Origin of the sequence: Kineosporia sp. NBRC 101731 (genome assembly GCF_030269305.1) — a bacterium.
Classification (GTDB): domain Bacteria; phylum Actinomycetota; class Actinomycetes; order Actinomycetales; family Kineosporiaceae; genus Kineosporia.
On the sequence record NZ_BSTC01000027.1, the window covers coordinates 20548 to 43816 of the forward strand.

At 66.9% G+C, this 23269-nt stretch carries 25 protein-coding genes, 1 pseudogene and 1 other annotated feature; of the genes and pseudogenes, 17 read left to right on the forward strand and 9 right to left on the reverse strand.

Annotated features, from left to right (window positions below):
* Positions 1 to 17: 17 nt before the first annotated feature.
* The gene (locus tag QSK05_RS35465) at positions 18 to 1265 is read left to right on the forward strand and encodes an MFS transporter (protein ID WP_285601802.1); all 1248 of its coding nucleotides are present in this window, start codon (positions 18 to 20) and stop codon (positions 1263 to 1265) included.
* A gap of 229 nt (positions 1266 to 1494) precedes the next feature.
* Here the strand turns inward: QSK05_RS35465 and QSK05_RS35470 are convergent, their stop codons facing one another.
* Complete coding sequence (locus tag QSK05_RS35470) at positions 1495 to 2484, reverse strand: aldo/keto reductase (RefSeq protein ID WP_285601803.1); 990 nt, start codon at positions 2482 to 2484, stop codon at positions 1495 to 1497.
* A gap of 397 nt (positions 2485 to 2881) precedes the next feature.
* Positions 2882 to 3904: a zinc-dependent alcohol dehydrogenase family protein gene (locus QSK05_RS35475; protein WP_285601804.1), complete on the reverse strand. Its 1023-nt coding sequence runs from the start codon at positions 3902 to 3904 to the stop codon at positions 2882 to 2884.
* A 207-nt stretch (positions 3905 to 4111) separates the two neighbouring features.
* On the opposite strand from QSK05_RS35475, the gene QSK05_RS35480 reads away from it, so the two are divergent.
* Positions 4112 to 5038, forward strand: a complete 927-nt coding sequence (locus tag QSK05_RS35480; protein ID WP_285601805.1) for a helix-turn-helix transcriptional regulator — start codon at positions 4112 to 4114, stop codon at positions 5036 to 5038.
* Positions 5039 to 5190: 152 nt separating this feature from the next.
* Here QSK05_RS35480 and QSK05_RS35485 read toward each other — a convergent pair whose 3' ends face one another.
* Positions 5191 to 5625: an ArsR/SmtB family transcription factor gene (locus QSK05_RS35485; protein WP_285601806.1), complete on the reverse strand. Its 435-nt coding sequence runs from the start codon at positions 5623 to 5625 to the stop codon at positions 5191 to 5193.
* A 102-nt stretch (positions 5626 to 5727) separates the two neighbouring features.
* Between QSK05_RS35485 and arsB the strand changes: the two genes are divergently transcribed.
* The 8 genes from arsB to QSK05_RS35525 all read left to right on the forward strand — a co-directional run bounded on the left by arsB (position 5728) and on the right by QSK05_RS35525 (position 11760).
* Positions 5728 to 6846, forward strand: a complete 1119-nt coding sequence (arsB, locus tag QSK05_RS35490; protein ID WP_285601807.1) for an ACR3 family arsenite efflux transporter — start codon at positions 5728 to 5730, stop codon at positions 6844 to 6846.
* Positions 6847 to 6940: 94 nt separating this feature from the next.
* A complete protein-coding gene (locus tag QSK05_RS35495) occupies positions 6941 to 7123 on the forward strand; it encodes a low molecular weight phosphatase family protein (RefSeq protein ID WP_285601808.1) in 183 nt (60 codons plus the stop codon).
* Between the two features lie 77 nt (positions 7124 to 7200).
* On the forward strand, positions 7201 to 8691 hold the full coding sequence (locus QSK05_RS35500; RefSeq protein WP_285601809.1) for an NAD(P)-binding domain-containing protein: 1491 nt from the start codon (positions 7201 to 7203) through the stop codon (positions 8689 to 8691).
* 173 nt (positions 8692 to 8864) lie between these two features.
* Entirely contained in the window at positions 8865 to 9335 is a 471-nt protein-coding gene (locus QSK05_RS35505) for an arsenate reductase ArsC (protein WP_285601810.1), read from the forward strand.
* Between the two features lie 275 nt (positions 9336 to 9610).
* Entirely contained in the window at positions 9611 to 9871 is a 261-nt protein-coding gene (locus QSK05_RS35510) for a hypothetical protein (protein WP_285601811.1), read from the forward strand.
* Between the two features lie 91 nt (positions 9872 to 9962).
* Positions 9963 to 10424 (forward strand): hypothetical protein, encoded by a 462-nt coding sequence (locus QSK05_RS35515; protein ID WP_285601812.1) that lies wholly within the window; start codon positions 9963 to 9965, stop codon positions 10422 to 10424.
* Positions 10425 to 10618: 194 nt separating this feature from the next.
* Positions 10619 to 10936 (forward strand): hypothetical protein, encoded by a 318-nt coding sequence (locus QSK05_RS35520; RefSeq protein ID WP_285601813.1) that lies wholly within the window; start codon positions 10619 to 10621, stop codon positions 10934 to 10936.
* 20 nt (positions 10937 to 10956) lie between these two features.
* Positions 10957 to 11760 (forward strand): hypothetical protein, encoded by an 804-nt coding sequence (locus tag QSK05_RS35525; protein WP_285601814.1) that lies wholly within the window; start codon positions 10957 to 10959, stop codon positions 11758 to 11760.
* Here QSK05_RS35525 and QSK05_RS35530 read toward each other — a convergent pair.
* Complete coding sequence (locus tag QSK05_RS35530; protein WP_285601815.1) at positions 11659 to 12231, reverse strand: TetR/AcrR family transcriptional regulator; 573 nt, start codon at positions 12229 to 12231, stop codon at positions 11659 to 11661. The genes QSK05_RS35525 and QSK05_RS35530 overlap by 102 nt on opposite strands.
* Positions 12232 to 12331: 100 nt before the next feature.
* Positions 12332 to 13096 carry an enoyl-CoA hydratase/isomerase family protein gene (locus QSK05_RS35535; protein ID WP_285601816.1) on the reverse strand — a complete coding sequence of 255 codons (765 nt, stop codon included), beginning with the start codon at positions 13094 to 13096 and terminating at the stop codon, positions 12332 to 12334.
* 157 nt (positions 13097 to 13253) lie between these two features.
* On the opposite strand from QSK05_RS35535, the gene QSK05_RS35540 reads away from it, so the two are divergent.
* Positions 13254 to 13532, forward strand: coding sequence for a transposase family protein (locus tag QSK05_RS35540; protein ID WP_285601817.1), 279 nt, complete (start codon positions 13254 to 13256; stop codon positions 13530 to 13532).
* 805 nt (positions 13533 to 14337) lie between these two features.
* The gene (locus QSK05_RS35545) at positions 14338 to 15786 is read left to right on the forward strand and encodes a glycoside hydrolase family 76 protein (protein WP_352303780.1); all 1449 of its coding nucleotides are present in this window, start codon (positions 14338 to 14340) and stop codon (positions 15784 to 15786) included.
* Positions 15787 to 16157: 371 nt separating this feature from the next.
* Here QSK05_RS35545 and QSK05_RS36580 read toward each other — a convergent pair whose 3' ends face one another.
* Complete coding sequence (locus QSK05_RS36580) at positions 16158 to 16313, reverse strand: BBE domain-containing protein (protein WP_352303783.1); 156 nt, start codon at positions 16311 to 16313, stop codon at positions 16158 to 16160.
* 66 nt (positions 16314 to 16379) lie between these two features.
* Here QSK05_RS36580 and QSK05_RS35550 point away from each other — a divergent pair, with 66 nt between their 5' ends.
* From QSK05_RS35550 to QSK05_RS35560, 3 genes are all read left to right on the forward strand, one after another.
* Complete coding sequence (locus QSK05_RS35550; protein WP_285601819.1) at positions 16380 to 16511, forward strand: hypothetical protein; 132 nt, start codon at positions 16380 to 16382, stop codon at positions 16509 to 16511.
* Between the two features lie 116 nt (positions 16512 to 16627).
* On the forward strand, positions 16628 to 16936 hold the full coding sequence (locus tag QSK05_RS35555; protein ID WP_285601820.1) for a hypothetical protein: 309 nt from the start codon (positions 16628 to 16630) through the stop codon (positions 16934 to 16936).
* A 162-nt stretch (positions 16937 to 17098) separates the two neighbouring features.
* On the forward strand, positions 17099 to 17755 hold the full coding sequence (locus QSK05_RS35560) for an ISAs1 family transposase (protein WP_285601821.1): 657 nt from the start codon (positions 17099 to 17101) through the stop codon (positions 17753 to 17755).
* 210 nt (positions 17756 to 17965) lie between these two features.
* Here the strand turns inward: QSK05_RS35560 and QSK05_RS35565 are convergent.
* Positions 17966 to 19233 (reverse strand): IS3 family transposase gene (locus QSK05_RS35565; RefSeq protein ID WP_502879879.1). Its coding sequence is split into 2 segments (ribosomal slippage): positions 17966 to 18942 and positions 18942 to 19233, totalling 1269 coding nucleotides; the frame shifts between segments, so codons are not numbered across the junction.
* Positions 18821 to 18952 (reverse strand) — a sequence feature (AL1L pseudoknot). It overlaps the preceding gene by 132 nt.
* 141 nt (positions 19234 to 19374) lie before the next feature.
* Here QSK05_RS35565 and QSK05_RS36720 point away from each other — a divergent pair.
* Positions 19375 to 19611 (forward strand): transposase, encoded by a 237-nt coding sequence (locus tag QSK05_RS36720; RefSeq protein WP_502879880.1) that lies wholly within the window; start codon positions 19375 to 19377, stop codon positions 19609 to 19611.
* Between the two features lie 258 nt (positions 19612 to 19869).
* On the opposite strand, the gene QSK05_RS35575 is transcribed toward QSK05_RS36720, so the two are convergent.
* Both QSK05_RS35575 and QSK05_RS35580 read right to left on the reverse strand, forming a co-directional pair.
* Positions 19870 to 21474, reverse strand: a complete 1605-nt coding sequence (locus QSK05_RS35575) for an efflux permease Rv1217c-related protein (RefSeq protein WP_502879881.1) — start codon at positions 21472 to 21474, stop codon at positions 19870 to 19872.
* A complete protein-coding gene (locus QSK05_RS35580; protein ID WP_285601824.1) occupies positions 21471 to 22364 on the reverse strand; it encodes an ABC transporter ATP-binding protein in 894 nt (297 codons plus the stop codon). Before QSK05_RS35580 ends, QSK05_RS35575 begins: the two co-directional genes overlap by 4 nt.
* A gap of 281 nt (positions 22365 to 22645) precedes the next feature.
* Here QSK05_RS35580 and QSK05_RS35585 point away from each other — a divergent pair.
* Positions 22646 to 23143 (forward strand): annotated as a pseudogene (locus QSK05_RS35585) (Na+/H+ antiporter NhaA); the annotation flags it as partial.
* Positions 23144 to 23269 lie beyond the last annotated feature (126 nt).

Consider the following 23269-nt stretch of genomic DNA (forward strand, 5'->3'; position numbering starts at 1 on the left):
GCCGCGGCGGTGGGCCCGTGAGCTGGGTGCGTGACGTGCTCGTGGATCCACGCATGCGGCGCCTGGCCGCCATCCAGCTCATCGACGCGGTCGGCAGCGGCGTCTTCCTGGCCGGGAGTTCGGTGCTCTACGTGAAGATCTTCGGTTTCTCCGCCGGTCAGGTCGCAACCGGGCTGTCCCTGGCCGGTTTTGCCGGGCTGATCGCCACGTCGGTGATGGGCCAGGTGGCCGACCGACTGGGCCACAAGCACGTGCTGCTGGTGCTGACCGCCTTGCAGTGCATCAGTTATCTGCTCTTCTTCCTGGTCGACGCGTTCTGGCAGTTCACGCTCCTGGTGGCGGCGATCTCGTTCCTGGACTTCGGCAAGGCCAGCGCCTTCAACGCCGTGATCGCAGAGGCCACCTCCACCGGTGACAGCGTAGTGCGCAACAAGGCCGCCCTCCGATCCGTATTCAACGCCGGGTTCTTCGGCGGGTCATCCCTCGCCGCGGCCGCGGTCGGCCTGCGTTCGGGGCATCTCCTGGCCATCTTCGTCGGGACCAACGCCTTCTCGTACCTGGCCTGCGTCCTCCTGGTCCGGGTCCTTCCGCCTCCGCGGAACGCCCCTCGGGCTCTGGGGAGTCGCCGGTTCACCGCCCTGCGCGACCTCCGGTTCCTTTACGTGGTGGCACTCACCACGCTCCTCGGGTTGCATGGGTCAATCATGACGGTGGCCATGCCGTTGTGGGTCCTCGGGCATACCTCCATCGATCCGGCCGCCATCGGCGCGTTGTTCGCACTGAACACCGTGCTGTCGGTGACCCTGCAGGTGTACGCGGCTCGGGGAACGGAGCAGGTGCGGGGGTCGGCCCGGGCCGCGCGGCAGTCGAGCTGGTTGGTCGCAACCGGCTGCGTGGGCATCGCCGTCACCGCCGGACTGGGTCAACTCGGAGGCACAATTGCCCTGGCCGTGGCCGTTCTCGTGCTGACCGGCGGCGAACTGCGTCAAGCGGCCAGCCGGTGGGGGATGTCGTTCGCGCTGGCCCCCGAGTCGGCGCGGGCCGAATATCTTGGCGCCTTCAACATCTGCGTCGCAGCTGGCAGCATCGTGGGACCGGCCCTGACCGTCTTCCTGACCACGCATCTGGGTTGGGTGGGCTGGATCGTCCTGGCTTCCATCGTCCTCCTGGCCGGGGTCGCCGTCGGCCCGGCCGCCATGATCAACGCGACGCGAGGGGTCGACAGCGGCCTGCTCGCGCCCTCTGTCGTGGGCCACCACGCGTAGTTCCTCACTTGCGAAAGGCACGTCCTGACGCTGAACGCCGCGGCCCAGGCCCAACGCTTCCTGTTCTTGGCCGGTGCGTACGCGGCTAGCTCATTCGGCAACTAGCTGAACATGTTGGTGATCAACCTTTTCGCCTACCACTGGACCGGAAGCGCGCTCGGGCTGGGCACTATCATGATCCTCCGGCTGACTGTCGGCAGCCTGGACGGCCCGCTGGCGCCCCGGGTGGTCACCGTCCTGTCTGGCGTTCCAGGTGTTCGGGGTAGCGGGCGCCCTGGATCTCGATGTTTGCTGCTGCGGCGTTGATCTCGGCGATATCGTTGTCGGTCAGTTCTATCTGTGCCGAGCCGATGTTCTCTTCCAGCCGCTCGATCCGGCGGGTGCCGGGGATCGGCACGATCCAGGGTTTGCGGACCAGCAGCCAAGCCAGGGCGATCTGCGCCGGGGTGCTGCCCTTGCCGGCTGCCACCTGTGCCAGGAGTGCGACGAGCGCCTGATTCGACTGGCGGGCGTCCTGCTCGAAGCGCGGGATCGAGGCGCGGATGTCGCCGGCCTCGAAGCTGGTGCGGGTGTCGATCGTCCCGGTCAGGAAGCCCTTGCCGAGCGGGCTGAACGGGACGAACCCGATGCCGAGTTCTTCGAGGGTGGGCAGCACCTCGCTCTCCTGGGTGCGCAGCCACAGGGAGTATTCGCTCTGTACCGCCGTGACCGGGTGCACCGCGTGGGCCCGCCGGATCGTGCTCGCGGCGGCTTCGGACATCCCGAAGTGGCGTACTTTGCCCTGCTGGATGAGCTCTTTGACGGCACCGGCGACGTCTTCGATCGGTACCTGAGGGTCGACGCGGTGCTGGTAGTAGAGCTCGATGGTCTCGACGCCGAGGCGGCGCAGGGATCCCTCGACCGCGCGTTGGATCAGGTCGGGCCGGCTGGAGGGGCCGACCGTCTTTCCGTCGTCGGTGAATGCGTACCCGAACTTGGTGGCGATGACGACCTGGTCACGAAAGGGCGCCAGGGCCTTGCCGACCAGTTCTTCGTTCAGGAACGGGCCGTAGACCTCGGCGGTGTCGAAGAAGGTGACGCCTCGCTCCACGGCGTCGCGCAGCACCTGGATCATGGCCTGCTCATCACCGGGGTTGCGGCCATAACTCTGGCTCATGCCCATACAGCCCAGCCCGATGGCCGAGACCTCCAGGCCCTGGCCGAGGATGCGCGTCTTCATGAACGACGTCCCTTCTGCGAGAATGTGCCGCGACCCGGCGCTATTTCGTCTGGTTGGCGGTGCGGTACTGCTCGTGCGTGAGAGGTTCCAGCCAGGTGGTGGGTCGACGTTCCATGTCGGGCTCCGTTTCGGCTGATGTCAGGGCTAATTGACGACGTGCTTGGCCACGGCCATCGCGGACATTGCCCTGGGCCAGCCGGTGTCCACGTACCGTCCGTACTTCTCCCGGTAGGCCGCGTCGATCCTGGGTGGATCGGATCTTCGGCTCCCCCATCCGGTGCGAGCGCTGTCACGGCCCGTTCCACCGCGCCGCTGCGCACCCGGGTCGTTGCCCGGGTGGTTGTTTGACGAAACCTGGATCTGTCTTGGCTTTTTCAGGACCGGGCCGTGTGGGGTTTCACAGACGGACGAGGGCCTTGATGGCGCGGCGCTCGTCCATGGCCTGGTACCCCTCGGCGATGTCTTCCAGAGCGACCTCGAGGTCGAAGACCTTCCCGGGCTCGATCGTGCGGTCCCAGATCAGCTGGATCAGTTCGGGCAGGAACTGACGCACCGGGGCGGGGCCGCCGTGCAGGTGCACGTGGGAGTAGAACATCTCCTCGCCGGGCAGGCTCACGTCGTGGGCGACACCGACGTAGCCGACGTGCCCGCCGGCGCGGGTCGAGCGGATGGCCTGCATCATCGATTCCTGGGTGCCGACGGCCTCGATGACCGAGTGCGCGCCGAGCCCATCGGTGAGTTCCTTGATCTTGGCCACGCCCTCGTCGCCGCGTTCGGTGACGATGTCGGTCGCACCGAACTCCAGGGCGAGCTTCTGGCGGGAGGCGTGACGGCTCATCGCGATGATGCGTTCGGCACCCAGCTGCTGGGCGGCCAGGACCGCCAGCAGCCCGACCGCGCCGTCACCGACCACGGCGACGGTCTTGCCCGGGCCCGCCTGGGCCGCTACGGCACCGAACCAGCCGGTGCCCAGGACGTCGGAGGCGGCCATGAACGAGGGGATGAGCTCGGCGTCGGGAATGGCGGGGGTCGCGACCAGGGTGCCGTCGGCCAGTGGGACACGCAGCAGTTCGGCCTGCGCGCCGCCGGCGCCGACGAACTCGCGGTGGATGCAGGAGGTCTGGTAGCCGGCCCGGCAGATGTCACAGGTGTTGTCCGAGGCGAAGAACGAGCCGACGACGAAGTCGCCGATCTTGACGTTCTTCACGTCCTCGCCGACCTCCTCGACGATGCCGACGTACTCGTGGCCCATCGGGGTCGGCTGGTGCACCGGGTTGATCCCGCGGAAGTCCCACAGGTCCGATCCGCACACGCAGGTGGCGGACAGGCGAATGATGGCGTCGCTCGGGTGAGCGATCCTCGGGTTCTCGCGCTCTTCGACGCGGACGTCGCCGGGGGCGTAGATGACAGCACCACGCATGAGTGGGTTTCTCCTTCTTGGCGGGCTGATCCCGCATGTTCTGGATGCGCAGGGCTGCGGGCTGACCAGGTGCCGTACTCGACAGCCGGGCTCCGGGGTGTCCTGCTCTTCGACGCTACGGCGGTTCCGGGGTGGGGTGGGAGGCCCTCTTGGACCCCCGCAGGTCAGGGCCTCCCACGGTCCGGGGAACGGGCGTAGCGTCTGAGCGTGGACAAGCACGAGATTCGCGAGTTCCTGGTCACCAGACGTGCCCGGGTCACCCCGGAACAAGCTGGTCTGCCCACGTTCGGTGGCGAGCGGCGGGTGCCGGGTCTGCGCCGGGAAGAAGTCGCGATGCTCGCCGGTGTGAGCGTGGATTACTACACTCGTCTGGAGCGAGGCAAGCTCGGGGGTGCATCCGAGAGCGTCATCGAGGCGATTGCCCGGGCCCTGCAGCTGGACGATGCCGAGCGCGAGCACCTGTTCGACCTCGCTCGCGCCGTGGAGGCGACCCGCTCGCGTCGCCCGCATGTGCGTCCTCAGCCTGTGGTGCGTCTTTCGATTCAGCGGGTCCTGGACGGGATGGACGTTCCTGCTGTCGTGCGCAACGCCCGCCTGGATCTGGTCTCGGCCAACGAGATGGGCCGAGCCTTGTACGCGCCCCATTTCGACACCGACCGGACGGCGAACATCGCGCGGTTCATCTTCCTCGATCCGCGCGCCCGGGACTTCTACCCCGAGTGGGAGGGCGCCGGTGAGATCAGTGCCTCGATGCTCCGCATCGAGGCCGGCCGCAATCCCCTGGACGCCGACCTGACCGCCCTGATCGGCGAACTGTCAACCCTCAGCCTCGCGTTCCGTGAGCTCTGGGCCCGGCACAACGTCCATCTGCACCAGACCGGCTCCAAGCACTTCCGTCACCCCGTCGTCGGCGAACTGCACCTGGTCTTCGATGCCCTGGAGCTTCCCGCAGAACGCGGCCTGGCCATCGACACCTTCAGCGCCGAATCCGGTAGCCCTTCCGAGGACGCGCTGCGTCTCCTGGAGGCCTGGACCGCAACCCGGCTGACGGAACACAGCACCGCATGGGTAGCGGCAACCAACCGTGCTGACTCCCCGCGCGGTGCCCGCCCCGTCACCAACGACCAGGACTGAGCTCGCTCGTCACCGCCGATCCCCTCTGCCCAGGTGCGGCCGCTGCGCGCATCCATGCAGGTGCCCGAGCACCATCGATGCCCTCGCCACGCCGTCGCCGCTGAGCGATCGGGAACGCGGCCTGCCCGAACCTGCGGCTCTGGCGCCGGTTCTCAGCCCACGGAGTCGGCGGAGATACCGACAGGAGCGACCAGGACAGCCGCCAGAGCATTGAGGGCTTCGGGAACGAGCGTGAAGTAGGCCCAGACCCCGCGCTTGTCACGAGTCAAGAGCCCGGCCTCGACCAGGACCTTCAGGTGGTGCGAGACGGTGGGCTGGCTCAGTCCTAGCGGCTCGATCAGGTCGCATACGCACGCCTCGCCGCCTTCGTGCGCGGCCACCAGGGACAGCAGCCGCAGCCGGGCCGGGTCGGCAATGGCCTTGAGCGTGCGCGCCAGCTTCGCGGCCTCCTGCGCGTCCAGCGGCTGCCTGGCCAGCGGAGCACAACACGCAGCACCAGGTTCCACATCCACCTGCGGCTGGTCCGGCTGTGTCCGCGAGGCCAGCGGCAGAGTCCTGACCGGCGTGATGGCAGGAGTGATGCTCATACCTCACTATGCCATGGACATTCATCGACGTCGATATTGACAGCCGTCAATGCCCACTGTCAGGGTAGACATAGACAGTCATCAATGAGAGGAACGTGCCTGATGAGCGACCTGGTCGCCGAGAACCCGCAGGGCGCCCCGGACGCCCCGGTGCTGGCACGCTTGTCGGTGCTGGACCGGTTCCTGCCGGTGTGGATCATCGCTGCCATGGCCCTGGGCCTGCTGCTGGGCCGGTTGATCCCGGGTCTGGACGATGCCCTCAGTGCCGTGGAGGTCGGCTCGGTCAGCTTGCCGATCGCGGTGGGGCTGCTCCTGATGATGTACCCGGTCCTGGCCAAGGTCCGCTACTCCGAGACCGCCCGCATCGCCGCCGACCGTCGGCTCATGATCAGCTCGCTGGTGCTGAACTGGCTGATCGGCCCGGCGCTGATGTTCGCACTGGCCTGGCTGCTGCTGCCCGATCAGCCCGAGTACCGCACCGGCCTGGTGATCGTCGGCCTGGCCCGGTGCATCGCGATGGTCCTGATCTGGAACGACCTCTCCTGCGGGGACCGGGAGGCCGCGGCGGTGCTGGTGGCGATCAACTCGCTGTTCCAGATCGTCGCGTTCGCTGCTCTGGGCTGGTTCTACCTGCAGGTCCTGCCCGGTTGGCTGGGCCTGGAGACCACCAGCGCGGACTTCTCCGTGGGCGCCATCGTCATCTCGGTCCTGGTGTTCCTGGGCATCCCGCTGGTGGCCGGGTTCGCGACCCGCACGCTGGGAGAACGGGCCCGCGGCCGGGCCTGGTACGAGGAGCGCTTCCTTCCCCGGATCGGGCCAGTGGCCCTGTACGGGCTGCTGTTCACGATCGTGATGCTCTTCGCCCTGCAGGGCGATGCCATCACCTCCCAGCCCGGTGACGTGGCCCGGATCGCGCTGCCGCTGCTGGCCTACTTCCTGATCATGTTCGCCGGGTCCTTCGCCCTGGGCCGGGCCATCGGCCTGAGCTACGCCAAGACCTCCACCCTGAGCTTCACCGCCACCGGCAACAACTTCGAGCTGGCCATCGCGGTGTGCATCGGCACCTTCGGCGTCACCTCCGGGCAGGCCCTGGCCGGAGTGGTGGGCCCCTTGATCGAGGTGCCGGTCCTGGTCGCCCTGGTCTACGTGGCCCTGTGGGCCGGACGGCGCTTCTTCCCCGGTGATCCCACCGTCCCCACCCCCACGGTCAGGAACCGATGACGAACGAGCAGATCAACACCACGGATGGCACCGACGGCCAGGTCGTGGTCCCTTCCCCCAGCCGCTGACCGATGAAGTCGTCCAGGCCGCCGACATGGTCACCACCAGGGGCTGCAGCGATGCCTGCCCCATCCAACCGGGCAAACGGTACGAGAACTGGGACGTGGCCAACCCCTTCGGCCAGAACCTGGACGCGGTACGCGCCATCCGCGGCGAGATCGAAGCCCACGTGCACCGGCTACTGGCCGATCTTCTCCCCAAGACAGCTACGCACTGAAGCACCGGCACTGAGCTGGCACCACCGACCCATCGACGGACGAACCTGCTGAGCCACCTACCGAGGAGGCACTTCCCATGAGCACCCCCACCAGCACGTCTTCCAGCACCTCTGCCGGTACCGATGCCCTCGCCGGTCTGCCCGTCGTCGTCGTCGGTGCCGGACCTGTGGGCCTGGCCGCTGCGGCGCACCTGCTCGAACAGGGCCTGGAACCGCTGATTCTCGAGGCCGGGGATGAGGCCGGCTCGGCCATCAGGGCTTGGAAGCACATCCGCCTGTTCTCGCCCTGGCGGTACAACGTCGATGCCGCCGCTGCCCGGCTGCTGGAGCCCACCGGTTGGAGCCACCCGAAACTGACCGGCCTGCCCACCGGCGCGGACCTGGTCGAGCAGTACGTGGCACCGCTGGCAGCCACCCCTGCGCTGGCGCCGCGCATCCGTACCGGATCCCGCGTGATCGCGGTCAGCCGGGTAGGCCTGGACAAGACCCACAGCATCGGACGTGAACTGCACCCGTTCCTCGTACGCGTCCAGACCACCCAGGGCACGATCAGCGACCTGCACGCCCGCGCGGTCATCGACGCCTCCGGCACCTGGGGCCAGTCCAATCCCCTGGGGGTCTCGGGTCTGGTAGCGGTCGGTGAGGCCGAAGCCGCCGATGTCATGGCCGGACCGCTGCCCGATGTCCTGGGTTCCCACCGTGAGCGTTTCGCCGGGCGTCGAGTCCTGGTGGTGGGCGCCGGGCACTCCGCGACCAACACCCTGCTGAACCTGGTGCGCCTGGCCGAGCAGGAGCCGGGCACCCGGATCATCTGGGCCGTGCGCGCCACCTCGGTGGCCCGCACCTACGGTGGTGGGGACCTCGACGGTCTGCCCGCCCGTGGCGCTCTGGGCTCACGCCTGCGCGATGCCGTCGAAGCCGGGCGCATCGAGCTGATCACCGGCGCCACCATCAGTGCCCTGCGCACGGACGCCGGCGATCACGGCGCCGAGGTCACTGTCATCTTCCAGACTCCCTCCGGTGAGCGACACGAGAGGGTGGATGTCATCGCCGCGGCCACGGGTTTCCGCCCGGATCTGGGCATGCTGCGTGAGCTGCGCCTGGACCTCGACCCCGGGGTCGAGGCGCCCTCCCGGTTGGCCCCGCTCATCGACCCGCAGTTCCACTCCTGCGGCACTGTGCCCCCGCACGGCGCCGACGTCCTGGCCCATCCCGAGAGCGGTTTCTTCATCGCCGGGATGAAGAGCTACGGGCGAGCCCCGACATTCCTGCTGGCCACCGGCTACGAGCAGGTCCGCTCGATCGCCGCGCACCTGGCCGGGGACACCGAGGCCGCCGCGAACGTGGCCCTGGACCTGCCCGAGACCGGCGTGTGCTCCACCTCCACCCCGGTCGTGGCCACGGACGGTACGGTGCAGATCGACGATTCCTCCACCAGCGAGGGCGGTTCCTGCTGCGGCACCCCCGCGCCGCAGCCGGTCGCCATCGGCGCCGGGGTGGGCTTCTCCACCGGCTTCCTGCACGGCCGCTCCGGCGAAGCCGCTTCCCCGGCATCCACCGGCTGCTAAGGCCACTCGGCAGGAATGGAGCCGGTCCTCAACAGCCGTCGTGAGGACCGGCCGCCGTCACGGCCGCGACCATGCCCGAACTCCGGCCTCCTAGACGGCATGTCACCGAACCTCTCAGCAACCCGTCAGCACCTGTCAGCCCCTCAGCATTGATCAGCAAGGAGTCCTCGTTCATGAGCGCCAAGCCCAGCGTCATCTTCGTGTGCGTGCACAACGCCGGCCGTTCCCAGATGGCCGCCGGTTTCATGACCGCGCTGTCCGGCGGAGCCGTCGAGGTCCGCTCGGCCGGGTCGATGCCCGCCGAGCAGATCAACCCCGTCGCGGTGCAGGCCATGACCGAGGTCGGCATCGACATCACCGCACAGCAGCCCAAGATTCTCACCCCCGAGGCGGTCCAGGCCTCCGACGCCGTGATCACCATGGGCTGCGGCGACGCGTGCCCTTTCTACCCGGGCAAGCGGTACGAGGACTGGACCCTGACCGACCCGGCCGGGCAGGGCATCGAGGTCGTGCGCCAGGTCCGCGACGAGATCCGCGACCGGGTCCAGGCCCTACTGGCCGACCTGCTGCCCGACGGCGTCCCCACCCAGGCAAGCACCCCCGCTGCCACCCCCAGTGCTGCCGCCGGGACCGGTCAGGCGTGAACATGATCCCCACCGGTGGTTTCATCACCCTGGGCGCCAGCCCCGAGCAGACCCAGACGCAGACCCCGACACGGACACCACACCATCCGGCGACAGCCAGGACGCGGTGCGCGAGGTCCTGATCATCGGATCCGGCCCCTCCGGGTACACCGCGGCCATCTACAGTCAGAATCTGCCCACGGTCTACGAGAGCTCGTCGCTGCCCTATCCGGAGGGTTAGCCGTTCTGGCTGTAAAGGACCCTGCCGTAGCGGCCGCCAGCCTCCTCCCGCCTGAATGAGCGCGCCCGGAAAGACCTTTGCCGAGCCTGATCCAGGCTACGGGGATGCGTTGCGTTCCTTCGTGCCCGAGGAAGTGACAGCAACCGTCGAGCAATCCGGTGTTGGTCTCGTCATCTCGTTTCCATCCGGCCGTCTGGTTGTGCATCCGACCTTGGACGAGCTCGTTGGTCCGGAGATCACGATGCTGGCGGGGTTCGAGGACAGGAGCTTGATGGTGTGGCGCCCAGGCGAGGCATCGTTTGAGGATCTGGCGTAAACAGTGATGTGGTCGAGTTCCGTCATGGAGCAACAACTGCGGCGAAGAAGTAGATTCGCAGCGTTCTTGGGTGGGGAGTCGACGGGCTTGCATGACTGAGATGGAAAGCGCACAGGTGGAGGCGCATCTGCGGTCCATTGAAGATCTTGTGTCGGACCTGGGGAGCGTGGTCACAATGACCCATCAGCAGTTCGGTCCGGCTGGGGGACACATGGTCTCCGCCATACCGGCCAATCCTCGTAGTCTTGCATTCTCCTGGATCTGGACGGACGAGGTCGTGTTTGAGGCAGGCCGCGAAGGCGGGCGATGGGAGCTGGAACCGACTGCTGCAGATCTTGAGTTTCTGGGCGACCTCGTCGCGGCTGTCGTGGCAGGCCGTGTGGTGGAGACATTCGCCGCGAGTAGATCGACCGTTGCCTTCGCGCTGAGCAGCGGGGGCATAGTCCGTGAAACGGGATACGGAGGCGGCCTGGTCTCGCTCATCCCGTTGCCTGGATGGCGACGCTGGGGCCGCCGTATCCAGTACGAGCCGTACGCCGCTGCGAGACGGTGACGTGGTGAGGGGCCCATCCGTCCTCAGCCGCTCCTGCAGGGGTCGGCATGGTGATCCGGGGCCGGGGCACCAACCACCCCAAGGAGCTCGGCTGGGCCTTGAAGTCATCGGTGTCGTGATCGGCAGCGCGATCCTGTATGTGACCGTCCCCGGGATCGCGCTGGGCATGACCGGCGAGGGGTGCCTGCGATGTTGTGGCGTCCCCGATCCCACTGGTCGCGCACGCAGCGGCCCACCGATACCCCGTACTCCCCCTGCAGCTGGCCGCCCTGCTGGTCTGGGTCCTCGCGCTGGTCGTGATGATCGTCTGGGGCCTGGCCCTGACCGTGATCCAGGCCATCGACGGCACCGGCATGGACGACACCCGTTCCCAGACGGCCACCGCCGGCGCCCCGGGCCCAGGCGCAGCTGCGCCGCACCGCAGAGCAGACACCCAGGCTGCACGCGATGAGCTGGCGGCCGTGCCGATGCCGGACAACGGCGATCCGGATGCGCACCTGCCTCGGACATGACGAGCGAAAAGCCACAGCTGATGAAGGTGCCGACGGCTACCGGTATCGGCCCGGCGGGAGTGAGTACCGGTTTCGGTCGCATGCCCGAGAGTGCCGTGGCCCAGCTGGCCGCGATCGATCAGGCCGCCATGGAGTCGGTGTCCTTGACCGGTGGCCACGCCCTCATCAGTTCGTGGGCGGTACCTGGCGGCCTGACCCCCTCGTCGTGGTCGGTCAGCAAGTCCATGACCGAGCTGCTGAACGCTGCAGAGCTACCCAGCACCGGCTCCCCCCAGCTGTCGGTGCGGTTCGTCCCGGCGATGGGCCTGATCAAGGGCCGCGTAGGAGACGACTACGTCGTGGCCTGCGTGGATTACGTCGCCGAGACGGCCATGCATGCCACCGCCACCGCAGCGGTGGCCGACTGCCAGCGGATGACCTGGGTGAAGGACCATGACCAGACGCCTGGACTGTGGCCGATGATCGTCTCGGACACGATGCCCTCCACCGGCGCCCTGGTCGGTATCGACTGGCTGTCCGGCGGGACCTTCTCCGCCGATCCGATCGGCTGGACCCTGGCCAACACCGCCGGAGTCAGTAGCCTGACCCAGAATCCAGTAACCCGACTCCGGCCAACACGGGGCACATCAGCCTCGGGACACTCCGGGGCGGTTCAAACACGCGTTCCGAGCCCCGCTGGTGCGGGGCGCGCGGTGCAGCTTGATCCGCAGCACCCGGAGGCACTACTGCAGAAGCTGGGCAGCTGCCAGCCGTGCCTCCGCGGCCCAAGCAATCGATGGTTCAGCGTGGGCTCCGACCATTGCCCCGTCGTACAGCATGGCTAAACGGATCGACGTTGCAACGGCATCGTCGACCCCTACCTGCCGGGCGAGGTCGGCGAAAAGGCTGCGCACCCAGCTGCGATGGCTCAGGTTGACGGTATGGGCCGGCGAGTCTTTCGTGCTCTCGGCCTCCGCGTTGATGAACGGACACCCATTGAAGTCCTCGGTGGTAAACCATTGCCCAAGGAGATCGAAGACCATGAGGATCTTCTCCATCGGAGAGGCCCCAGATGCGTCGAGCTGCTTGGTCACGTGCTCTTGCCAGGCGAGGCTGCGCCCAGCTACGTACGCTCCCACCAGGTCGTCCTTGGTACGAAAGTACGTGTACATGGATGCTTTGGAAACGTTGGCCGCCTCGGCGATCGTGTCGACGCCGGTAGCGTGGATGCCGTTGGTGTAGAAGAGATGATCTGCCGTCTTCACCACCCGCTCAAGAGCAGGACGTCGGCGAGTTCGGGGCGTGGTGCTTGCCAAAGTGACCTCCTTGAACCCGATCCTTCACTCTACGCCGCTGCGTGATCGCCCCTGCGTAGGCCCCCCTGTGTGGGTGGCGCCCACACAGGGGCGGGATGAGTCAGTTCTGCTGCTGGTAGGCGAGGTCGGCTGCGGTGAGTCCTTCAAGAGCCATGCCGAAGGGGACGTCCTGGGTGAGGCGGCGGCGGAGGTTGAGGTTGAGGGTCTGCTTCTGCAGGGAGCGGTAGAGCGCAGGCTTGGCGGCGAGCTTGCGGGCGATCTCGAGGCCGCGCTCGAGAGCGCGGTCGTGCTCGACGACCTCGTTGACCACGCCCCACTGCAGCGCAGTTTGGGCGTCGATGTTCTCGCCGGTCCACAGGAGGTACTTCGCGCGCTGGGTGCCGGCGATCTCTTCCCAGACCACGTGGAGGCCGTCGCCGGCGGTGATGCCGAAAGCGGGGTGCGGGAAGTCGCCGTAGGTCGCCTTCTCGGATGCGATGTGCACGTCGGCGAGGAGGAGGTACTCGGAGTGGATCGTAGCGGTGCCGTTGGCGACGCCGATGACCGGCATCGGGAGGTCGAGGAGGCGCTCGAGGACCTTGCGCCCCTCAACGCGGGTCTTCTCCCATGCGGCGGGCTTAAAGATCTCACCCAGGCTGGGGCCGTCGATGTCCTTCATGAAGTGCTCGCCCGTGCCGGTAATCACGAGGGCCTTGTTGTCGCGGTCGAGGGAGATGTCCTCGAGTGCCTGAGGGAGGTCCTCGTGGGTCTGACCGGTGAAGGTCAGCGGCCCGCCGTTGGTGTGGAAGCGAAGGACGAGCACGCCGTCATCCCCCCGCTCGAAGGCGAGGTTCTCGTACTTGTCGAAGTAGGCGGGCGTGGTCATGGTGACTCCCAGGTCGATGCATTAACTGAACAGGTCCGTTCGGTTATGGCTTAACCATACTGATCTGTTCAGCTAAGCGCAAGGCTGGACCGCCTCTGTCGTGAGACGCGCTTCGACGAGGGCCGTAGCCCCCCGTTGGCTGATCGGTGGAGCCGGCGTGACGACGTTTGCCGACACGGCCTACATCGGTGCCGGGGCCACGATCCGGGCGCCGTTCCGCCGCGTGCGTCGTGACCCGGGCTCGCGTCTGTTCGTTCGTCGTGAGCTTCCGACTGGCCAAAAGGCCGTCAACACGTCGATCTCACAGATGCGCGCTCCGGGCGAGCGAGCCAACGCCGAGCTCAAGAACTGGCGGATCCTTCAGAAGATCCGCTCCAGCCCGGCTCACGCAACGTGCCTGGTGAACGCGGTTCAGGTCTTGATCCTTAACTCCTGAGGAGGTTGGAAAACCCTCAGTAAACCCCAACGTCGCGCCAGGGCCCAGGTGATCGCGGTACGCACCTGCGGGAACGTCCCGGCCGAGATCGTGAACCCCTCCGGCGGTGGGACGTCGGCACCCGAGCCGCCACCCTCCCCGCCGGCGTCATCGCCGTTCGCCGACCGCCAGTTCGGCCGTCAGCAGAGCCTATTCGCCGTAGGAACCCGAGTTCGGCGCCTTCGGACCCAGCACGTGATCACCGACCGCAAACGCCTCAAGGTCCTGGCCCAACGCCTCGACCACGCCGGCGGCCTCCTACCCCAGAACGGCGGCAGGTCAGGACTGGGTATGTCTTTCATCCAGCCCGCGCGAATCTTCCAGCCGTCGGGTTGACCGCGGCGGCGTGAACAGCGACGAGCAAATGGCTTTTTCCCGGAGCAATTTTCGGCTGATGTCAGAAGTCCTGGTGCTCGGGACGGCCGTACCGGGTGAAGCCGAACACCTTCGACATGATCATCCCTCCGCCATCCGGAGCCGCTCCGGACAGGAACGACCCGGTTCCGAACGTATGCCCGTCCACCCGGGTGGGTCATCCGAGATGCACCCGGGGAGTTCCGGCGCTTCCTGTCTCTTTCCTTCAGCCCGAACGTCCGTAGAGGCAACCTTCAGAGCCCTCAGCGACCGTTTCGTTGAGGCACCGTCAAATGCAGGGTAAGTCCCATTCCCTTAACAAAGTTGCTGTGGTGCAGAACTCATCCCTGGGGCTACGGTCCCGCCCGGGATGACCGGTCGCGTCGATGCGCGTTATGGGTGAGGGAAACACATGGTGCACTGGCGAAGGATCGCCGCTGTGGGCGCGGCCGTAGCCGTCACGGCCGGCGTGCTGACACAGACCGGGATCGGGGTCAGCTCGGCCGCCGAGCCGGGCATCTGCAACCAGCAGTGCGACGGCCTCGACGCGGCCCGGACCGCGAAGGACCGCACCCCCGTGACGTCCACCCTGTACGGGCGCACCTTCACCGTGCACATCGACGACACCACCTCGATGGGCTGGGCCACACTCGCCACCGGCAAGGCCGGGGACCAGGTCTGGCTCGACCGTTCCTTCGACGGCGGCAGGACCTGGGGCAGCGGCAGCCGCCTGGGTGCCACCAGCATCGCGGCCAACGCCACCAGCACCCGCACCACCATGTTCAACGTCGACGACTGGGCCGCCCGTGGAGTGGGTGCGCTGCGGGCCTGTGGCAAGGCCGGTGACCGCACCGAGATCACCTGTACCGCCTGGACGCGCAGCACCTGGAACGCCGGGAACCGGCGTACCGCAGCGGCAACCAACCTGATGATGAGCTACGACCAGTCCACCGGGCTTTTCGACAAGAACGCCTGGTGGACCAGCGCCAACGCGCTGACAGCGTTGATCGACAACATCCGGACCACGAAGATGGCCAGCTACCGGTACGCCATCGCCAACACCTACGACCGGCAGGTCAACGCCTACGACGGCCAGTTCCGCAACGAGTTCCTGGATGACACCGGCTGGTGGGGCCTGGCCTGGATCGCGGCCTATGACCTCACCGGCGAGCAGCGCTATCTGGACACCGCCCGCGCCGACGCCGAGCACATGCACCGGTACTGGGACACCACCTGCGGTGGCGGCATCTGGTGGAAGACCGACCGCAAGAATAAGGTCGCCATCGCCAACAGCCTGTACATCCAGCTCAATGCCGCGCTCGCCCAGCGCGTTCCGGGTGATACGACCTACCGCGCCCGGGCGAGCGCGGGCTGGTCGTGGTTCAGGGGCACTGGCATGCTCACCAGCGGAAACATCGTCATCGACGGCATCGACCTCAAGACCTGCAAGGGTGCCAGCGGCCCCCTGACCTACAACTCCGGCGTCCTGATGAACGCCCTCGTGCAGCTGAACAAGGCCACCGGCAACGCCGATGCCCTGGCCACCGCCCAGCGCATCGGTGACGCCTCCACGACATCGACCGCACTGAACAAGGACGGAATCCTGCGCGAGCCGGGGGAAGGCGAATCCTGCACCGGCGACCAGCCGTCCTGGAAGGGCTCGTACCTGCGCGGGCTCGGGGTACTGAACCAGGCCACCAGCGGTAGGTACAACGCGTACCTGACCCGGCAGGCCGACACCGCCTACGCCAAGGACCGCAACAGCCTGGACGCTTATGGCATCCACCTGGCCGGACCCTTCGTCCCCAGCGCCCACGCTTGCCAGCACACGGCGCTGGACCTGCTCAACGCCGCCCCCTGAGCCGACTCTCATCCACCGGTAGCGGCATCGATATCCAGCTGTAGCTGGCGTTTGCCTGATTGTGAGGTCCGGGCCGAGGGCAGGCGGGCCTCACGATCATGATCTTCCGGACGTGAGGGCGCCGGTTACCGGCCGGGTACCGGGCGTTGGCCAGCGCTCTGCCCCACCCCTGTCACCGCGGCCCTCCCCGGATGCCCTGGCCTTGTCCGGCGCCCGGCTGGCGACTTCGGGCGGGGACCAGGGACCGGTGACGGCCGTCGCCCGTCCACGGTAGGCGGGTCTCGACGCGGTGCAACCAGAACGAGATTCCCAACAGACCATCCGGTTCGAGAAGTTCTGCCCGGCAAGCTTTTCCGGTGCAGAGCGGTCGATCAGCCGGCGGCCGCGATGTTGTGGTTCGCGCGGAAGAGATTTTCCGGGTCGTGGTGCTGCTTGATCGTGACGCGCCGGTCGTAGCGTCCACGCCCGCTTCCCGTCCTACTCCGACGGTGCCGGTAGCGAAGCCGGTGACCCGGACCGTGCCGCAAGAGCCATCATCACGGCCCTGAACGCTGACAAAGCCACCTCTGCGTCTGCCGATCGGCAACTATGTCGTGGACGGCGCCTTGGACAAGCTCGAGCAGATCCGCGCCGATGTCACCACCTGGGAGCAGGTCGCGCGCAGCGCCGACGTCCCCGAACGGGTCAGCGTTCGCACACCCGGCGCCTCGAACTCCGATGAGTGATCCACCGTCCGGGGTAGCGCCGCGACACTACCCCGGACTCAGCCCGGCGATGCCGATGAATTGAGCTCGGTGAAAATACCCTTCGTTTCACGTCCCCGGGATCCAAGGAGATGTTGGTGCCCTACTACCAGTTGCCCGACCTGCCGAAACGCGATGGCGAGTCCTACCGCGACGCCCTCATCACGAGAGAACCGGACCGACTGGCAGAGCTGTCCCACTGGATCCTCAGCACCCAGGGTCCATGGAACGACCTCGACGCCTCCCTCGACAGCCTTCGGCCGTTATGGGTGTGGTTCATGGACTTCGTCAACGCCGGCTGCCCGGGGATTCCCATCGGTGCACACGGCATGAACTGGGTCGCCGAACCCCACAGGGGGCTGTCAAAGTCCTTTGACCCGGCTCTGACCTGCGAAGTTATAGCGTGACACTCCGTGTCCGATTGGTGACGGATGTGACCTGAACCGTTTTGATGGGGTTACCACACCAAACCATCGGACCCCGGGGCCACATCCGCCATGTCATCCTCTCGCACTGCCGTCGATCCTGCTGCCGCAACGGGCGTTCCTGAGACCGGTGGGGCCGATGGTGTGTTCGTTGAACAGGTTGCGCCGCAGCAAGTTCTGCTCGATCTCCTCGGCCAGGTTGCAGACCCGCGGGCGCGTCGCGGACAGCGACACTGCCTGGCCGGCGTCCTCGCTGCCGGGATGGCGGCCACGCTGGCCGGGGCCTGCTCGTTCGCCGCGATGGCGCAGTGGGCCGCCGACACCGAACTGGATCTGCTGGCCCGGCTGGGTCTGCGCCGGTGCCCCTGCGAAGCCATGTTCCGGCGGGCCGTGACTATGGTGGACCCGGACGAGCTGGATCTGTTATTGGGTAGCTGGTTTCACACATCGACCATGCTGGTGAACGGACGTCGGGTGATCGCGATCGACGGCAAGACCGTGCGCGGCGCCCGCACCCGGGACGCTGCCGCCCCGCACCTGGTCGCCGCGTTCGATCATGGCAGTGGCACGTTCCTGGGGCAGATCGCTGTCGCGGCCAAGAGCAACGAGATCCCGGCCGCCCGTGACCTGCTCACCATCCTGGACCAGGCACAGATGCTGGCCGACTCGGTCCTCACGCTCGACGCCATGCACACCCAGATCGAGACCGCGCAAGCTATCATCGCCGCTAAAGCAGACTACGTCCTGACCGTCACAGGGAACCAGAAGTCTCTTTACCTGGCCTGCAAACGAATGCCCTGAAACCATATTCCGACCCACAGCGGCATCGAGAACGGTCACGGCCGGCGAGTTCACCGCGCCATCAAGATCACGACCGCGCCTGCCTGGATCCAGTTCCCCGGAGCCTGCCAGATCGCGAAGGTCCGCCGCACAGTCACCCGGCCCCACCCAAAAGGCCCGGCAGGACGAAGAAGACGATCTGAAGCGCCCTGGATCTGATGGAGGCTCGGTTCAAGCAACCTCGGGGGTTGAGGCTGCTTCTGTGATGGTGTCACGGTAATGCTGTTCGAACTCGACCGGTGGCAGGTAGCCGATCGAGGAGTGCAGTCGGCTGGTGTTGAACCAGTGGATCCAGGCCGCGGTCTCCCGCTCGACTTCGGCCCGGCCGCTCCAGGACCGCTGCCGGTCGATGAGCTCAGTCTTGAACAACCCGATGGTCGATTCCATGAGCGCGTTGTCCAGTGCATCACCGACCGATCCGATCGAGCCGGCGATCCCGGCCTCAGTGAGGGCCTCGGTCAGAGCCAGCGACGTATATTGACTTCCCGCATCGCTGTGATGCACCAAACCTGTTGCCGTGAAACGAGTATTGGCCCGCCGTCGGGTGAACAGTGCCTGCTCCAGGGCTGAGAGAACCAGCGGTGTGGTCTTGGTAGTAGAAACTCGCCAACCGAGGATCCGGCGGGAGAACACGTCGGTCACGAACGACACGTAAACGAACCCGGCCAGCGTCCAGACATAGGTAAAATCTGCTACCCACCCTTGATCTGGAGCCGTGGGAGCATCCCAGCGCCGATCCACCAGATCTGGATGGCGGGGCGCCTTCTCATCGCGTTGGGTGGTCACGGTCTGGTGCTTGCCGCGGCGGATGCCGTCGATCCCGGCCATGCGCATCAGCCGGGCCACCTGATCTCTTCCCAAGTCACGGCCGAGGCGGTGGTCGGCCCGGCGCAGGGCGTGCCAGCATGTGCGGGTGCCGTCAACACCGCGGTTGCCGCGATGCAGATCGATCAGCGTGTTGGCCGCGTAGGCGTCCTCGATCTCGGCGGCCGTGGCGGGCCGGGTGCGGCGGGCGTAGTAGGTGCTCGGGGCGATCGTGACGCCGTGCTGGCTCAGCAGGCGGCAGATCGGCTCGACCCCGAACCGGTCTTTGTGCTCGTCGATGTAGGCCAGGACTACTTGAAGCGGCGGTCGAGCTCCCCCGCCGCGAAAAACGCCGAAGCGGTCTTGAGGATCTCGTTCGCCCGTTTCAGCTCTGCATTCTCCCGCCGCAACGCGGCCAGTTCCTCACTCACCTCGGTCGGTGTTCCAGGTCGCTGACCTGCATCGACCTCGTCCCTCTCAACCCAGTTCCGCAACGTCGCAGGGTTGATGCCCAACAACTCACCCACATGCCGGCGGGCACCGACCTGGGAATCCTTGTGCTCACGGACGCGGTCCTGGACCATCCTCACGGCCCGGGCACGGGTCTCATCGTCGTACTTACGCGGTGCAGCCACTGATCCAGTCTCCGTGCTGGTTCAGAGCCTCCGCCAGTCCCAGGGCGCTTCACGCCGAGGACAACGGCATTCGGGACTTACCCCCGGACCTTGAACACGCTGAGCCCGGCATGATGCTGGAGGAAGCGAGATGATCCTCTCGTGGCACGCAAGTTGTACTCGGAGGAGTTTCGTCAGCAGGCGGTGGATCGGTACCGGTCCACGCCCGGCGCGACGATCAAGGACATCGCGGTTGATCTGGGTGTGCCCAGGGGCGCGCTCCCACCCCGGACGTCACCGGGGAAGGGGACGGGCGTGCGCCCGGCAAATCCCCGGCAAAGGAATCAGACCCCGACACGTGGAAAGACCAGGGAGAGCAACCGGCCTCCCGCACGTTGAAGGTCAGGGCGGGGAAGGTGTTCTCACGACCTCGCTGATCGATGCGGTCAGGCAGTGGCAGCCGACCGTTGGTCTGGAACCGACCGGAGTCCTGGAGGCGGGGGATGTCGTTGTGTCCACGATGGCGGCTGTGCAGTCTCTGACGTTCACGTCGTGCGGCTGTAGATCACGAGCGAACCCTTCGGTCTCCAACGCGGTCAGGACCGCCAGGCCCCGTCCCATGAGGATGGGCCCGGCAGGTCATCGGGCGAGATGATTTCATCCCGCCAGATCGCGCCGTTGGTATGCACGTGCCCCAGCCGCGCCGAGCATGCCGGCGGCGCCTGCCATGACGACAGCGCCCGACCAGTTGACGCCTGCAAGAGGTACTGCGGCGAGGTGGGTGTACGGGGATATCGCCGTGATCCAGGCCGGAGCACCGGTGCTGTCAGCGATGACTTTCAACAGGTAACCCCCTGTGGCTGGGATGGATCCGGCGAGCATGACAGTGGTAGGCGCGAGCCCGACGGCCAACAGGCCAGCGCCGAGGCTGAGCAGGACGATCGGCAACATGTTGTACGTGCCGCTGATAGCAGCAGCGAGTGAGTACCGGCCGCCGGTGACGGTGACGCCGAACCACATGCTGACGGCGGCGACGGCGAGGAGGGTGACAACACCGGCTGTGGTGGCGGCAGCTTCGGCGCCGAGCATTCGCAGGCGAGAGGTGGGCCCTGCCGCGAGGAGGGTGAGGTGGCGGTGTGATTCAGCTGTGGTGAAGGCTGCCAGGCGTGCCGCGGTGAACGCGCTGACGGGTAAGGCCAGCAGCGCGAACAGCGTGGCGGTGAGGCCGTCGGCGGTTTCCAGACCGCTGTATCCGGCCTGGGCAGCTGCGTTGGCGAAGGCCTGATTGTCGGCCAGGAAATCGGTGAGCGAGGTGATGGTGAGGCCCACCAAGAGGAAGTAGGCCCCCACCCCTGCTGTCCAGGCGGCCAACGGGGCCAGGAGTCGGCGCACTGCGAAGGCCTCGACCGATGTCAGAAGCTGGAGACGAGGCGGGTGACCGGCCGGTGCTGACAACAGACCGCTGCCCACATCACGGCTCGCTGCAGCTCGCAGGGCCGCCAGGTAAAGGGCGATCGTTGCTGCTGTCAGCAGCATGAGGGGCAGAGGACGGTTGCGTTCGTACGGCGCACTGATCTCCAGCAGCCCAAACGGGGAGAGCCACAGCAGCCAGGCCAGGGCGTCGATGCCGCTGGCGACCATGCGGGCGAGCAGAGCCGTCCCGAGCACAGCGACTGCGACACCGGAGGCGGCTGCCCGGGTGGGAAAGATCTGGGCCGTCAGTGCACCGGTCGCGGCGGCGAACAGCCCCAGGCAGATCAGACCGGTGCCGTGGATGAGCGCACCGGCTGAATTCGATGGGCTCCATGCCGATAGCACTGCCGCCACTGCTGTGCCGCTGGCCAGCGGCACAGCAGCGATGACGGCGAAATGCCGGACGAGGACGGCGGGCAACGGAACACGACCCGAGAGCAGGAGGTCCCAGCGTCCTGCTTCCTCCTGTCCGCGGGTGATCCGAGTGGTGGCCAGGATGGCCCACGCCCCGAGAATGCAGGCCAGGACGGTTCCTGATCGCCAGACGGTGAAACCGGCGGCGGTGTCGAGAGACCACGGCCGGCCGAACAACATCCTCAGCGCAGGGCTTTCGGCCAGTTTCTGCAGTTCTTCACCGGCGGTCGGGTCGGTCGTCAGCCCAGCGTAGGTGCCGACGATGAGCCCGGACATTCCGGCAGCTAGAGCCACCACGATGAGCCCACCGCGGCAGGTTTGCCGAAGGGCCAGGACCGTTACGGCAGGGCCGGAGGAGTCAGCCACGAGGCTCATGGCCGGGCCTCGGCGCCGTAATAGTCGAGGAAGATCTCCTCCAGGCTCGGCTCCCGCACGGCGATCGCGGTGACGTCGGCCGCAGCCAGGGCCGCCAGGACAGGGCCGGGTGAGCCGCTGATAAAGAACCGTAGATGTCCCGGGGCCGAATCGTGAACCGCTTCCACTCCCGAGGCTCCTGACAGGTCCGGTGGGGAGCCGGTGAACGTCACGCTGACCTCGGTGCGGTGCAGCGCGCGTAGACGGGATATGGAGGCCACCTCCACCAGCTTGCCCGCGCGCAGGATCCCCACCCGGTCGCAGACCGCTTCCACCTCGGCGAGCTGGTGAGAGCTGAGGAAGACGCTCTGACCACGGTCGCGGGCCTGGGCGACTGCGGTGCGGAACTCGCGCTCCATCAAAGGATCCAGACCGCTGGTGGGTTCATCGAGGATCAGCAGCGGTGCGCGAGTGGCGAAAGCGGCTATGAGCGCCACTTTCTGCCGGTTGCCGGTCGAGTAGGTGCGCGCCGGCTTGGCTGGATCCAGAGCGAACCGCTCTATCAGCTCATCGCGGTAGACGAGATCGGCCCCGGGTCCGGTCCGGTCCAGCAGGTGCAGGTTTTCCGCACCAGTCAATTGAGGCCACAGCGCGACGTCTGCGGGTACGTAGGCCAGAGACCTGTGTGCGCGGGCCACATCTTGAGCCTCAACGTCCATGATGGTGGCCTGCCCGGACGATGGGCGGGCCAGACCCAGCATCATACGGATCGTGGTTGACTTTCCGGCCCCGTTGGGCCCGAGAAAGCCGAACACCTCACCGGCTCCGACGTCGAGGCTGAGGTCGTCCACTGCTGTCAGCCGCCGGTATCGCTTGCTCAGCCTGATGGCGCGTAGAACGATGTCGGTCATGGAAAGTGGCCTCCCCGGTCAGGCAGCGGACATTGACCACCGACCAGACTTCCCGGCACACCTGGTGAAAATGGTACGCCGACCACGTCGAGATGGGAAGGCTCGCGCCATCGTGGTGGACCCGCTCCCGGCAACGGCCCGGTGGATCATGAAGAAGCCGTAAAGGCCCTGTTGCCGCATGAACGGAGGCCGTATACGTTCATTACTGGTGTGCCGGGAAGTCTGGTCGGCGATTCCTTCGTGGATCCCAAAAAACCTCTCACCAGAAGGCGGCCAGACCTTTGAACCCCCGCACTCCATCCCCTGAGCATCGACTCCTCAGTCGCGGTTCGTGGCCGGAAACTCAGCGCGCCACCCAACTACTGCGCAAGGAGACCGTCGGGGGCGCTCTGCTGCTGCTGGCCACCATCGCGGCACTGGCTTGGGCCAACTCGCCGTGGGCGGACTCCTACACGGATCTGCGTGATACGTCCGTCGGACCTCACGCCCTGCACCTGGACCTGTCCCTGGGGCAGTGGGCAGCCGATGGCCTGCTGGCGATCTTCTTCTTCTTAGCCGGCCTAGAACTCAAACGCGAGTTCGTCGCCGGTGATCTGCGTGACCCCCGCCGCGCCCTGGTGCCGGTCGTGGCCGCAGTGGGCGGCATGACGGTGCCGGCCCTGATCTACGTACTGATCAACGCCACCACCGGGGACGGAGCGCTGCAGGGTTGGGCCATCCCCACCGCCACCGACATCGCCTTTGCCGTAGCGGTCCTGGCCGTCGTGGGCACCCATCTCGGTAAGTGTCAAGGGATTGAGGCCAGCGGGTGTTAACCGACTGGTGTCAGGCGGGGTTCGGGTTCGGGTTCGGCGGGCTTGTTGATCCAGGCGCTGGTGGGCAGGCGCAGGATCTTGGGCAGGACC